This is a genomic window from Halopelagius fulvigenes, assembly GCF_042662625.1.
Classification (GTDB): domain Archaea; phylum Halobacteriota; class Halobacteria; order Halobacteriales; family Haloferacaceae; genus Halopelagius; species Halopelagius fulvigenes.
In genome coordinates this window covers 1-12,342 of the sequence record NZ_JBHSXH010000009.1, presented here as the reverse complement: position 1 = coordinate 12,342, position 12,342 = coordinate 1, and the positions used below count along the sequence as shown (strand labels likewise).

Sequence of the window (12,342 nt, the reverse complement as noted above, 5' to 3'; positions counted from 1 at the left end):
GATCGGATAGGAGCGGTGGCCGAACACGGGCTGATCTAAGTCTATCGGTAAGCGAGGTTTCCTCGCATTGGTCGCTCGGCTTTGGTCGCGGAGGACGTAGTGAGGAGTCCACATGGTAGACATCTCGGTAGACGCCGACTGGAACTCGCTGTACATCGACGGATCGTGGACCGACTCGGCGGGCGAGGAGACGATAGAGAACGAGGACCCCTCAACGCGCGAGGCGTTCGCGCGCGTCCCCGCGGGCGTAGAAGCCGACGTGGACGCCGCCTACGAGGCGGCCGCCGAGGCGCAGAAGGAGTGGGCGGACGCACCGCCCGCCCGACGGCAACGGGTCGTCCAGGATGCGCTCGGCGTCCTGCAGGAGAACCGCGAGGAGGTCATCGAGCTGCTGGAGTACGAGGCGGGCGGCGGGAAGATCATGGGCGAGACGTCCGTCCAAATCGCCTCCGACCACCTCGGCGAGGCGGCGACGCTCCCCGTCCGGATGAAGGGCGAACACGCCCAGTCGAACGTCCCAGGCAAGGAGAACATCGTCAAGCGAATCCCGAAGGGCGTCGTCACGGTCATCTCGCCGTGGAACTTCCCGCTCAACCTCTCGATGCGCGCCGTCGCGCCCGCCATCGCCACCGGGAACGCGGTGGTGATCAAGCCGGCGACGAACACGCCCATCGTGGGCGGCCTCCTCTTGGCGAAACTGTTCGAGGAGGCGGGCCTCCCCGAAGGCGTCCTCAACGTCGTCACCGGCCACGGGTCCGACATCGGCGACGCCGTCGCCGGCCACCCCGAGAGCGACATGGTGGCGTTCACCGGTTCGACGCCCGTCGGCCGACAGGTGGCCGCCACCGCCGCGGGGAACCTCGCGGTGCAGGCGATGGAACTCGGCGGCAACAACGCCCACGTCGTCACCGACGACGCCGACCTGGACCGCGCCATCGACGGCGCGGTGTTCGGGTCGTTCGTCCACCAGGGGCAGGTGTGCATCTCCATCAACCGCCACGTGGTTCACGAGGACGTCTACGACGAGTACGTCGAGAGGCTGACCGAACGCGCCGAGGAACTCACGGTCGGAAGCGCCCACGACGAGGACACCATCGTCGGCCCCATCATCTCCGAGTCCCAACGCGACGAGATGCTCGGGTACGTCGAGGAGACGGTGGACGCGGGCGCGACGCTGGAAACCGGCGGCGGAATCGCGGAGTTAGACGACGTGGACGACTCCCTCGTCGTCGAACCGACGGTGCTGTCGGGCGTGACCAACGACATGCCCGCCGCGTGTAACGAGCACTTCGGCCCCATCGCGCCGGTCATCCCCTTCTCGGACGTGGACGAGGCGGTCGAAATCGCCAACGGAACCGAGTACGGCCTCTCGGGGTCCGTCCACGCCGGCGACTTCGACACGGCGATGGACATCGCAGACCGGATGCAGACGGGCCACGTCCACATCGACGACCAGCCCATCAACGACGAGGCGCACATCCCCTTCAGCGGTACCGCCGCCTCGGGGATGGGTGGGTACAACAGCGAGACGATGCTCCACGAAGTCACCGAGACGAAGTGGATATCGCTCCAGCGAGAGCCCAGAGACTACCCGTTCTGAAGCGGGCGGGTCGGAGGCGGAAGCGCCGCGCCCTCACTCGACGCCGCCGACGCCGGCGTCGGCGTCCGGCAGGTCGTACGGCGTGGCGTCCAAGCCGAGTTCTTCGAGGGCGGCCGCGAGGTGTTCGTCCTTCGCGTAGTCCGCGCCGTCTTCCTCGCGGAGTCGTTGCGCGGTGGCGAGGACGTCCGCGCGCCGGTCGTCGGGGATGTCGTACTTGTCCGTCGAGAGTTCGATGACGAGGCCGTTGTTGTCCTGCGTGTAGATGGAGTGGAAGATTCCCCGGTCGAAGACGTTGTACCCGCGGCCGGCCTCGTCTAACGCCTCCATCACCTCCTCGTATCGTTCGGGGTCCACGCCGAAACAGAGGTGGTGCACCGCGCCGACGGTGCCGCGTTGGCCGCGGGGGTTCGACGGCCGGTCGCCGACGAAGAACGTCAGGATGCGGCCGTCGCCGGTGTCGAAGAACAGGTGCGTCTGGGAGGGGTCGTCGAGGTTCGGTTGCCGGAGGACAAGCCGCATCCCCAGCAGGTCGCGGTAGAACGCGAGGGTGTCCGCCTCGTTGCTCCCCCAGACGGTGATGTGGTCCGTGCCGGTGGTTCGGAAGGCGCTATCGGGGTACTCCGCCGTCACCGGCGGCGCGTCGTCGCTCATACCTCTCATTCTTCGCCGGTGCGGATAAGGACTCGCGGACGCGGACGCCACCCGGTGACATCGGTGTAATCGCCGGATGCAGTCCCCCTCGCGGACGCCGGTTACGCTCGCGTCCGCGGGTGACGCCGACGCCCCGAACGGGCTTATTGCGCGCCGGGGCGTACGTTCCGAGAGTGCTCTCCGACACACCCGGCGTCCACCACGTCTCGGTCGTCACGGGCGACCCCCAGCGGACGGTGGATTTCTACACCGAGGTTCTCGGTCTTCGGTTCGTCCTCCGGACCGTGAACTTCGAGGACAAGTTCGTCTACCACCTCTACTTCGGCGATAGTGAGGGACGCCCCGGCACCGTCCTCACGACGTTCGCGTACCCCGCGGACGTCGAAGGGCGAAGCGGTCGGCCTGGCATCCCGTCGGTGCAGTTCGCGGTACCGCCGGGTTCGCTCGGCGCGTGGGCCGATCGACTGGCGGAGCGAGATATCGACTCCGAGGGGCCGAGCGAACGCTTCGGCGAACGACTCCTGTCGCTCTCGGACCCCGACGGAACCCGGATCGAACTGGTCGAGGACGACGCGGGCGGAATCGGAGGCGGCGACGACGCCGAGAACGGGAGCGACGGCGGCGACTCGTGGACGGGTTCCGTCCCCGCCGACGCGGCGGTTCGCGGCGTCCGCGGCGTCTCGGTGCGCTCTACGAGTCCGTACGTCACCGCGAGCCTCCTGCAGACGTTCGGGTTCGAACTCGTCGCAGAGGCGGAGGACGCCGTCCGATACCGCCTCCCGGCGGGGCGGGAGTCCGTCGTGGACCTCCGTCTGGACGACGCGCCGTACGGCCGGGAGGGCCGCGGGTCGATACACCACGTCGCCTTCGGCGTCGGGGGCGAGGCCGAACTCCACGAGTGGCGCGAGTTGCTGGCGGACCGGGACTTCGACGTCTCGCGCGTGAAAGATCGGAACTTCTTCCACTCGCTGTACGTCCGCGACCCCGGCGGAATGCTCTTCGAACTCGCCACCGAACGGCCCGGACTCGGCGTGAACGCGACCGACGACGCCCCTGGCGCGTCGCTTCGCCTGCCGTCGTGGTTGGAGGAGGACCGCGAGATGATCCAGTCGCAACTGCCGACGCTCACCTCGCCGGAGGAGAACCGGTGAGCGACGGCGGCCCGCACGACGGCCAACCGATAGAGGTGGCCGGCGCGCCACGGGCGGCGACGACGGCGGCGGTGGTGATGCTCCCCGGGAGAGGCGACTCGCCGCGGCGCTTCCTGCGCCTCGCCGAGGAGTTCCACCACCGCGGCATCGCCTACCTCGCGCCCGAACCGTCCGGGAAGGCGTGGTACCCCGGTCCGATGGACGACCCGCCCGAGGCGAAGGAACCGTGGCTCTCCTCCGCGTTCGGCCTCGTCGCCCGCGCACTCGACGAGGCGACGGAGGCGGGCGCGCCGCCCGAACGGACCGTCCTCCTCGGCTTCTCGCAGGGCGCGTGCGTCGCCGCCGAGTTCGCCGCGGCGCGCCCGCGGCGGTACGGCGGCCTCGCCGTCCTCGCGGGCGGTCTGTTCGGACCCGACCCCGCGGCCCGAGAGTTCGGGGGGTCGCTAGCGGGGACGCCGACGTACCTCGGATGCGGCGACGACGACCCGCGCGTCGCGCCCGAACGGGTCCGCGCGTCGGCGGCGGCGTTCCGACGCCTCGACGCCGACGTGACCGACGAGGTGTCCGCGGGACTCGGCCACGCCATCGGCGACGACCAGATGGCGGCGGTGCGTGGGCTAGTCGGCGGCGTCGCGGGCGAAGCGAGATAACACCGCAGTTCGCCGCCGGACGTTTAGGCAGCGGGCGAGACGTTACCTTACCGTGTCAGAGCGAACGCGACTCACGACGGTGGAGGACGTACACGAGAACGACTCGTGGCTGTTCACCGTCCGAGACGAGTACGGCGAGCGAGACGAAGCGATTCTCCTCCCCTGCGAGGACGGGGTCGAAGCGTGGATAAACCGGTGCATGCACCAACCGCAACGCCTCGACAGGGGGTTCGGGGCGGCCGTCCGCGACGGTGAAGTCGTCTGCCCGAGACACGGGTCGGGGTTCGACACCTGCTCGGGATACTGCGACAACGGAGAGGCCGAAGGGACGACGCTCGTGGACGTGGAAGTCGCCGTCGAGGACGGAGCGGTGTACCTCGACGACCGGAGTTACACCTTCGACCACGAGGGCGGCATCGACGACGAGGACGGCGACGGAGACGACGGGCCGAGTTCGAGTTCGCACATCTCGTTTTGAGCGTCGGGCCGCGGACGCGCCGGGAGGCGGACTCTCGGTCAGTCCGCGCCGGACGCCGAACCGTCGCGCTCCCCGTCGCAGACCTGCGCCTCCTCGACGGCCGAGACGCCGACGAACCTGTCGCGGCGGTACCGGCAGTGCTCGCAGAAGAACTGCGCGTAACCGGCCGACTGTGTGCCACTGAACAGCATCTCCTCGCCGCAGTCCGGGCACCACTCCCGCGGGACGGCGGGCGGACGTTCGATACTCATACACGTCAGAATATGACATAGGCTATCATCCTTTCGGTCCGATTATCACCGAGTGCGACCGGAGCGCGGCGTAACGTATCTATGTTCATAGTTACCACATACCACTATGACGAGAGAGACGCGGTGCCTTCGGTGCAGTACCACGTTCGACTACGACGACGGCGAGTGTCCGTCGTGCGGATGGAGCAGCAGCGAGTTCCGAGAACGCGGACGATACGGTCTCTCGCGGACGACCCACGGCGAACCGGACGCCGACGGGAGTGAGAGGACGGCGACGGGACCGGACGCCGACGGGTGAGAGAGACGGCGACGGGAGTCGTCCCCCACCTCAGTCGTCGCGGGCGAGTTCCTTCCGTCGCGCCTCGTGGAGGGCGTCGCAGACGCCGCCCTGCCCGTCCATGTTGACGCTGGCGAGTCTCGCCCGCCGGTGGACGAGTTCGGCGCGTTCGGGGGGTATCGGGTCGCCCTCTGGCGTCCGGAACACCCTGTCGTCACCGTCGCGAGACTCCGTCTCGCGGGCTGACGAGTTTCGCTCGTCGGCGTCGTCGAACAGACTGACGTCGTCCGCCTTGCGGAGGTACCGGACCAACGGCGCGGAGGGTACTTCGACGCCCACCGACCGGTCCCGGAGGTAGACGGCCATCCGCCCCTCCGACGGCAACGGTTCGAGGTCACCGCGCGTCACCTCGGCCACCTGTTCGTGTCGGAGTCCGGCGTCCAAGAGGGCCTCGACGGCGTCGTACTGCCGGGCGACGCGCGCCTTCGAGTCGAGGGTGGCGCGCACCTCGGCGACGCCGCCCTCCGCGTCGGGGAACGAGTCGGCGAACGACCGCCCGCCGTTGACCCCCTCGTTCACCTCCGTCTCGTGCATGTGTTCCCGCAGGCGGACGGTGCACTCCGCGACGCCCGCCATCGACTCCACGGCGTCGCGGGCGTCACTCGCCATCATCCACGCGAACGCGGGCGAACACCACGCCGTCGGAAGCGTGAACTCGACGATGACGCGCGCGCCCGAGTCGCCGGAGTCGCGAGACGCGGTCTCGCGGTCCGCCGAGGATTCGTCGGCGGACTCGATTCGCACCTCGTCGACGTAGTCGAGTTCGACGATGGAGCGGTCGAGTTCGGGGTCCGTCACCGTGTCGAGTGCCGCGCGGACGGCGTCTCCGGTCGGTGTGTTCGGCGCGCGCCGGGGCGCCGACTCCGCCGTCTCGTCCTCGCTATCGACCGACATCTCAGTCGTCCGCCGAGGCGGTACCGCCCTGTTCGTAGTGCGTCTGGAGGCCGTACTCCTCGGTTATCGCGTCGTCGGCGAACTGCTTTTTCTTCTCCTCGATGTCGATGTCGTACAGTTCGGCGGCGTTGCCGCCCATTATCTTCCGCATGACGCTGGGGGTGAGTTCGACGCCGTACTCGTCTCTCTGTTCCTCCGTGAGTTCGGCGTTCATCACCGTCTCGACCAACCAGTCGGGGTTCCAGAGGGCGTAGTCGCTCCCGAAGAGGATGCGGTCCTCGCCCAACCAGTAGAGCAGTTCGCCCATTATCTCGCCGAACTTCCGCGGGCGATTCTGCGCCATCGGCGCGGCGACGGCGAGTCCGCCGTAGACGTTCGGTTCCTGCGCCGCGATCCAACAGAAGTCGTCGAGTCGCGGCAGGCCGACGTGTTCGACGACGAAGTTCAGTTCCGGGAACGAGGTGGCGGCGTCGTCCACGTCGGCCACGTCGAAGGCGTCGCGGTTCAACGGCCGGATGGTCGGCCCCTTGTGCGGGTGGATGTTGTCGATGCCGAGTTCGACGCACTTCTCTAAGTACTCGAACGCCGCGTCGCTATCGAGTCGCCACCCCTTCGAGTCGTCCATCCACTCGGCGGTGTACAGTTTCACCCCCCGGATGTCGTACTCCTCCTTCTGCCGTTCGAGTTCGCGGAGTCCCTCCTCGCCCTCCCGCGGGTCGAACCGACCGTTGACGATGAATCGCTCGGCGTGGTCCTCGGCGAACGCCGCGTTGTCGTCGACGGTGTTGAACCCCTCCTCGTAGAACTCTTCGAGGTGGGTCGGTTGGAATATGCCCATATCGACCATGCCGTTGCCGAACAGGTCGTCCAACATCCGCTCTTTCGAGTACTTCCGGTACTCTTCGAGCGTCCACTCCCGGTCCGCCGGCGTGAACCCGGTGTGGTAGTCGTAGAAGCAGCGAATGAACTCCTCGCCACCCTCGTGGACGATGTTCTCCTCGCTCGCGTCCCAAAAGTGGATGTGCGAGTCGATGACGAACACGTCGTCTTCGTTCTCCCAGCGTCCTTCTCCGGTGCCTCTGTACATCGTGCTAGTGGTTGACGTGCGTCACGATATAACGATTATGTGTATTAATTATGCATATAAATAACGCAATTACCGACTCGGCTAGGTCTTTTACAAACATTTATTGCAATTACCGTGGCATTTCGTAGCATACCATGCAAGCCGCACGCCTACACGAGTACACGGAGGAGATGGAGAACGCCCTACAGATAGACGAGATAGACAGGCCCGAGGCGACGCGGTCGGACCACATCGTCGTCGAGGTGGAGGGCGCGGGGTGGTGCCAGACGGACAACCACATCATCGAGGGGATGTGGACGGACTACGTGGACCAGGACCTGCCGATGACCCTCGGCCACGAGAACGCCGGGAAGGTGGTCGAGGTCGGACCGGAGGTCAGGACCGTCGAGGAGGGCGACAAGGTCATCTGCCACCCGGTGATGACCTGCGGGGTCTGTCGGCAGTGCCGCCTCGGCAACGACATGTACTGCGTCGACTTGGAGTTCCCCGGCCTGACCACCGACGGCGGGTTCGCCGAGTACCTCCTCACGAACGAACGGGCGGTTATCCCCCTCCCGGACGAGGTGGACACGACGGACATCGCGCCGCACGCCGACGCGGGCATCACGGCGTACCACGCGGTCAAGAAGGCCGCGAACGAACTGAACGCCGGCGACCACGCCGTCGTCATCGGCATCGGCGGACTCGGCCACATCGGCCTGCAGTGCTTGGAGGCGATGACCGCCGCGGAGATTACCGCACTCGACATCAAAGCGGAGGCCCGCGAACTCGCCGCCGACCTCGGCGCACACCACACGCTCGACCCGACGGGGCAGAACGTCGAAGAGGAGATTCTCGCCATCACCGACGGCCGGGGGGCAGAGCAGATAATCGACTTCGTCGGCGCGGACGAGACGACGGCGCTCGGTCCGAAAATCGCCGGCTCCGGCGGCGACCACCACGTCGTCGGCTACGGCGGCCACGTCCACGAACCGTCGCAGACGCTGGTCGACGGGGAGTTCAGTTACGTCGGAACGCTCGTCGGCGAGTACACCGAACTGCAGGAACTGGTCCGGTTGGTCGAACGCGGCGACGTCGAACTCCGAACCTCGCAGTACGACCTCGGGGACATCAACACCGTCGCCGAACGACTCGAACACAACGAAATCGAGGGCCGCGCGGTCATCACGCCGTAACGACCCGCGGCCGTCGAGGCGGTGCGCCGGCGGGACGGACGGACGACCCCCGGGACGGACGACCGACGGCCGCCCGACTCACTCGAAGTTGGCGGACGCCTCGGGGTCGTGAACCGTCTCGGTCTCCTCCTCGTGTTGCAGGACGACGCTGTGGCGCGTGTGGCGCGCGTGCGTCTTCGACCACCGGCGGGCCGGTCCCTCCGAGAGGAACTCCTCGCCCTCCCGGCAGTTCTGACAGTCGGCTACCCACGGCCGTACGTCGTCGGGGAAGTGGCCCGTGTGTCGCATGTGGTCGAGGGCGAACTGTTCGAATGACTGGTTTCCGACCTGCATCTCGTCGAGTTCGTACGCTAACGACCACTCGCGGTCGCAGATGGTACAGGAGACCGTCGGCGCGTCGTCCACGTCCTCGGGCGACGCGCGCGCGTCGAAGTCGTCGTCGGGATTGTCGGACACACCTGCGCGTAGAACGCCCAGCCTCTTTTATCCGACCGCCGACGCCGGCGCTGATACCGACGCCGACACCGGGGACGAGGACAGAAGGCCTGAGGCGCGGCGTGACCGCACCGCTCGGGATGCGGTCGCTCGGAGGTCGGGGTGAAAATCCCTCGTGCGGGACATTCTCGCCTCACGACGCCGTGCCGCGAGATCGAAGAAAGAATTACTGAATGTGGCCTTCGGCGCGCAGTTGCTCTGCGTCTTCGCTCGAATACCGCCACTCGATGTTCGCCTTCTCGTCCTGCCAGGACCACGGTTCGACGAGTACCACGTCGTCCTCGTTTATCCAGTTGCGGTACTTCATCCGACCGGGAATCCGGCCGAGACGAGTTTCGCCGTCCGCGCATCGGACGCGCACGTGGTTTCCACCCAGGTGCTGCGTCACGACGGCGAACATCTCGTCGTCGTTGGGCATTCGGAGGTTCCGACGCCCTGATTCTTCGCTCACATCCCTAGTTGGTAACGTAGACGTTTAACTTGTGGGAGACGAATGGTACCGATTGGCATGTTCGACAGGTCGAATCGAACGCGGCGGCGGATGCGGTGAACGCGGGCGTCAGACGGGGACACCCGCGAGTCGGGAGACGGCGCGGGCGGTGGTGATGCGGAAAATCGAGAGGTCGGTCGCCGCGGGGGGCGACGTTCAGTACCGCGAGGGGAGGAACGCGAGAGCGACGAGCAGAACCGCGACGGAGCCACAGAGGATGACGATTCCCCACAGGCCGTTCTCCTGCGTGTGGAAGGTCGTTATCTCCTCCTCCTGAGCGCGGTAGCTCTCGAAGTTCTGCGTCAACTGGAGCGTCTTGTTGTTCTCGAAGTGCGCCAGGTACGTCTGGTTGCTGAGCGTCACGTTACTACCGCTTGAGACGTCGATGGTGTTCGTCCGCGGGGCCGTCCACGTCACCTCGACGCCGCTTTGGGTCACGTTAGCGACGTTCGTCTGGTTGCCCTGATACTGGAGCGTGTCGCCCTCGGACACCTGTCGCGTCTGCGGGGCGGGGAAGTACTCGCTCGCGGGGACGAGCATCGTGTTCCCGTCCTGATTCTGGACGACGACGTACTCCTCACCGTTCCGCGTCACCGTCTCGTTGTCGGCGTTGGGGTCCTGCTGGAGGATGGTGGTTCGATTGACGTCCTCTCGGAGCGTGAACTGCGAGGGGTCCGACTGGTTGGGGACGAGGACGGTCCAGTTACTGCTTCCGACCGCCACGGAGGTGTTGTTCGACCACGTCTCGGTGTACTCCGCGGACTGTTCGGTGTACGTTATTGTGGCCGACCGCGAGAGGGAGGCGCCGCCGCCGTGGCCGCCGCCCTCCATGCTCGCGGAGAGTTCACTCACGTTGTACGTCTGCCCGTCGACTCGGAACGTGTCGCCCTGCGAGACCGAGTACTTGGGGTTCTGGAACTGTACTTCGGGCGTCTGTGCGGTCGCGATGAGCGAGTACGACGCCGCACCGATGACTAAGAAGAACGCGACGTAGACAGCCGCGGCACGTCGTTGCATAGTTCGAGCATGGGATACGCGGGGTATAACGGTTACCGTTTCGCGGGACTCGCGTTCGAACGCCGTACCAGTTTGCGTCGGATCCGGATACTTAGAATCGAGAATGACTGTCCGCGTTGTTACGACCGACCCGAACCACCGGGGACGGTGGTTCTGTGCCGAGGGCGCGTGTTTCGACGGGTCTCGGGCGCGAACTCCCGAACAGGGCCGATTTCGCTCGTGGTGGCGATTCCGGGGTCGGAGTCGCCGCGCAGGTCCCGGCGGACCGACTGCAGATACCGAGCGTCCTCTTTCCCGTCCTCGCGGGGGTAGCCGTCGGCCCAGCGGGACCCATCGGGCGTCCATCGGCGAGTGAGACGGGAGCCTCCCGGACGGAGTGTTGGTCGCACTCGTCAGCCGAGACGGCGAGTCCCCGGTTCCCGGGTCCCGGGTCCGCCCTCACACTCCGTTGCGGCGACCACCTGGCGTTCGTCGAGCGGCAGGAGGCCGTCCGCGAGGCCATCGAACGCTGTCATCCGGGACTCCGCGGCTGAGTTCGGCTAGCCGTCTCGCGCCCGGTCGAACCGGTCCAACCGAAACAGGTCGATGTCGTGGTCCGTCCCCCCGTCCGTCGCGAGGTCAGCGAGGACTTCGCCGACGGCACTGGCGAACTTGAATCCGTGACCGGAGAAGCCGGCGCCGACCGTGATTCGCGGGTCGTCGGGGAGCGTATCGAGGACGAAGTGGTGGTCCGGCGTGTTCGTGAACATGCAGGTGGCGAGCCGCATCGTCGGCCCCGCGCCGTCGGGGAAGTAGCGCCTCGCGTACGCTCTGAGCATCTCCTCGTCCCCCCGGCGCGGTTCCCGGTCCATCGCGTCGGGGTCCACCTCCTCCCCGAAGTGGTTGAACTTCCCGAACTTGAAGCTGGGCACGTCGTACCGGGGGAAGCCGTAGTAGTGACCGTCGTCCGCGGCGTGGACGAACACCGGAAAGTTCGACGCCTCGAACCGCTCGGGTTCCGTCGGGCGAAGCCACGCGAGCACCTGCCGTTCGGGAACCGCGAGTTCGGTGAGTTCGGGGAGGAGCTTCCGCGCCCACGCGCCCGCGGTGACGACGACGTCGTCCGCCTCGTACGTTCCCTTGTCGGTGGTGACGCGCACCCCGTCGGAGAGGGACGCCAAATCGGCGACGGTCTCTCGGGCGCGAATCTCCGCACCCGCCGCCTGCGCCGCCTCGACGTGCGCGATGATGCACTGTTCGGGGACGAGAAAGCCGCCGTCGGGTTGATACACCGCGCGGTGGTGGTCCGGCAGGTCGTACCCCGGGAACCTGTCGTTCAGTTCGTCCGCCGAGAGCACTTCGTGGTCGATGCCGTGTTCCTCGCAGGACCGCACTGACCCCGCGAACACTTCGCTGTCTTCGGGGCCGGCGTCGATGCCGCCGGTGACGTGCAGCAGTTCTCGCCCCGTCCGGTCCTCCAACTCCCGCCAGAGGTCGTACGCTCGACGGACGAGAGGGACGTACGCGGGGTCCTCGTACTGCGCCTTGCGGATGATGCGCGTCACCCCGTGCGAGGAACCCATCTCGTGCGGAACGTCGTACCGCTCTATCCCGAGGACGTCCAGTCCCCGGTCCGCGAGGTGGAACGCCGTCGCACTCCCCATGCCGCCGACGCCGACGACGATACAGTCGTAGCGGTCTGTCACGGTTCCTACAGCGCGTTCGGTCGCAAAGTAAATTCTCCCGGGGACTCCCTCTCCCGGATTCGGTTCTCGCTGGTGCGTTCGGAGACTGCGAGCAGGACTCCTCGACGAACGGAGCGCGTCGCTCGGACGGTCGGAAAGATACGGAGTTTACTTGGAGCGGAAAATTGGAAGCCAAGGGCCGGATTTGAACCGGCGATGGGCGGCTCTGCAGGCCGCTGCGTTCGGCCGGACTCTGCCACCTTGGCGCAGGTAATCGTATTCCCGTCTCGCGCTTAAGCCTAGCGGTCTTCGGTACGCGAGTCGGTCGGGTGAGGGTGATCTCCGCGACGCTCTCGTGTCTCTGTATCGTCCCGTTCGAAATGACCGAGGCCCACTCTCAGA

At 66.8% G+C, this 12,342-nt stretch carries 14 protein-coding genes and 1 tRNA gene; 6 read left to right on the top strand and 9 right to left on the bottom strand.

From position 1 onward, the window contains the following. Positions 1 to 112: 112 nt before the first annotated feature. Entirely contained in the window at positions 113 to 1,600 is a 1,488-nt protein-coding gene (locus ACFQEV_RS02305; RefSeq protein WP_379692340.1) for an aldehyde dehydrogenase family protein, read from the top strand. Between the two features lie 33 nt (positions 1,601 to 1,633). Here the strand turns inward: ACFQEV_RS02305 and ACFQEV_RS02300 are convergent, their stop codons facing one another. Beyond that, positions 1,634 to 2,251: a VOC family protein gene (locus tag ACFQEV_RS02300; protein ID WP_379692339.1), complete on the bottom strand. Its 618-nt coding sequence runs from the start codon at positions 2,249 to 2,251 to the stop codon at positions 1,634 to 1,636. 173 nt (positions 2,252 to 2,424) lie between these two features. Here ACFQEV_RS02300 and ACFQEV_RS02295 point away from each other — a divergent pair, with 173 nt between their 5' ends. Genes ACFQEV_RS02295 through ACFQEV_RS02285 form a run of 3 tightly spaced genes read left to right on the top strand, consistent with a single transcriptional unit; the run spans position 2,425 to position 4,530 of the window. After that, positions 2,425 to 3,402 carry a VOC family protein gene (locus ACFQEV_RS02295; protein WP_379692338.1) on the top strand — a complete coding sequence of 326 codons (978 nt, stop codon included), beginning with the start codon at positions 2,425 to 2,427 and terminating at the stop codon, positions 3,400 to 3,402. Next, positions 3,399 to 4,052, top strand: a complete 654-nt coding sequence (locus ACFQEV_RS02290; protein ID WP_379692337.1) for an alpha/beta hydrolase — start codon at positions 3,399 to 3,401, stop codon at positions 4,050 to 4,052. Before ACFQEV_RS02295 ends, ACFQEV_RS02290 begins: the two co-directional genes overlap by 4 nt. Positions 4,053 to 4,104: 52 nt before the next feature. Beyond that, positions 4,105 to 4,530 carry a Rieske (2Fe-2S) protein gene (locus tag ACFQEV_RS02285; protein ID WP_379692336.1) on the top strand — a complete coding sequence of 142 codons (426 nt, stop codon included), beginning with the start codon at positions 4,105 to 4,107 and terminating at the stop codon, positions 4,528 to 4,530. Between the two features lie 38 nt (positions 4,531 to 4,568). On the opposite strand, the gene ACFQEV_RS02280 is transcribed toward ACFQEV_RS02285, so the two are convergent. Then, positions 4,569 to 4,781, bottom strand: coding sequence for an HVO_2142 family zinc finger protein (locus ACFQEV_RS02280; RefSeq protein ID WP_379692335.1), 213 nt, complete (start codon positions 4,779 to 4,781; stop codon positions 4,569 to 4,571). Between the two features lie 106 nt (positions 4,782 to 4,887). On the opposite strand from ACFQEV_RS02280, the gene ACFQEV_RS02275 reads away from it, so the two are divergent. Further along, entirely contained in the window at positions 4,888 to 5,079 is a 192-nt protein-coding gene (locus ACFQEV_RS02275; protein ID WP_379692334.1) for a hypothetical protein, read from the top strand. Positions 5,080 to 5,109: 30 nt separating this feature from the next. Here ACFQEV_RS02275 and ACFQEV_RS02270 read toward each other — a convergent pair whose 3' ends face one another. Both ACFQEV_RS02270 and ACFQEV_RS02265 read right to left on the bottom strand, forming a co-directional pair. After that, the gene (locus tag ACFQEV_RS02270) at positions 5,110 to 6,012 is read right to left on the bottom strand and encodes a metal-sulfur cluster assembly factor (RefSeq protein WP_379692333.1); all 903 of its coding nucleotides are present in this window, start codon (positions 6,010 to 6,012) and stop codon (positions 5,110 to 5,112) included. Between the two features lies 1 nt (position 6,013). Then, complete coding sequence (locus ACFQEV_RS02265) at positions 6,014 to 7,099, bottom strand: amidohydrolase family protein (RefSeq protein WP_379692332.1); 1,086 nt, start codon at positions 7,097 to 7,099, stop codon at positions 6,014 to 6,016. Positions 7,100 to 7,233: 134 nt separating this feature from the next. Between ACFQEV_RS02265 and ACFQEV_RS02260 the strand changes: the two genes are divergently transcribed. Further along, entirely contained in the window at positions 7,234 to 8,274 is a 1,041-nt protein-coding gene (locus ACFQEV_RS02260) for an NAD(P)-dependent alcohol dehydrogenase (RefSeq protein ID WP_379692331.1), read from the top strand. 78 nt (positions 8,275 to 8,352) lie between these two features. Here ACFQEV_RS02260 and ACFQEV_RS02255 read toward each other — a convergent pair whose 3' ends face one another. The 5 genes from ACFQEV_RS02255 to ACFQEV_RS02235 all read right to left on the bottom strand — a co-directional run bounded on the left by ACFQEV_RS02255 (position 8,353) and on the right by ACFQEV_RS02235 (position 12,206). After that, positions 8,353 to 8,730: a hypothetical protein gene (locus tag ACFQEV_RS02255; RefSeq protein ID WP_379692330.1), complete on the bottom strand. Its 378-nt coding sequence runs from the start codon at positions 8,728 to 8,730 to the stop codon at positions 8,353 to 8,355. A 205-nt stretch (positions 8,731 to 8,935) separates the two neighbouring features. Then, positions 8,936 to 9,220: a translation initiation factor eIF-1A gene (gene eif1A, locus ACFQEV_RS02250; RefSeq protein ID WP_092531266.1), complete on the bottom strand. Its 285-nt coding sequence runs from the start codon at positions 9,218 to 9,220 to the stop codon at positions 8,936 to 8,938. Positions 9,221 to 9,415: 195 nt separating this feature from the next. Then, positions 9,416 to 10,276 (bottom strand): hypothetical protein, encoded by an 861-nt coding sequence (locus tag ACFQEV_RS02245; protein WP_379692329.1) that lies wholly within the window; start codon positions 10,274 to 10,276, stop codon positions 9,416 to 9,418. 539 nt (positions 10,277 to 10,815) lie between these two features. Then, positions 10,816 to 11,961, bottom strand: a complete 1,146-nt coding sequence (gene solA / locus ACFQEV_RS02240; protein ID WP_379692328.1) for an N-methyl-L-tryptophan oxidase — start codon at positions 11,959 to 11,961, stop codon at positions 10,816 to 10,818. Between the two features lie 169 nt (positions 11,962 to 12,130). Next, positions 12,131 to 12,206 (bottom strand) — tRNA-Cys (locus ACFQEV_RS02235). Between the last annotated feature and the right edge of the window lie 136 nt (positions 12,207 to 12,342).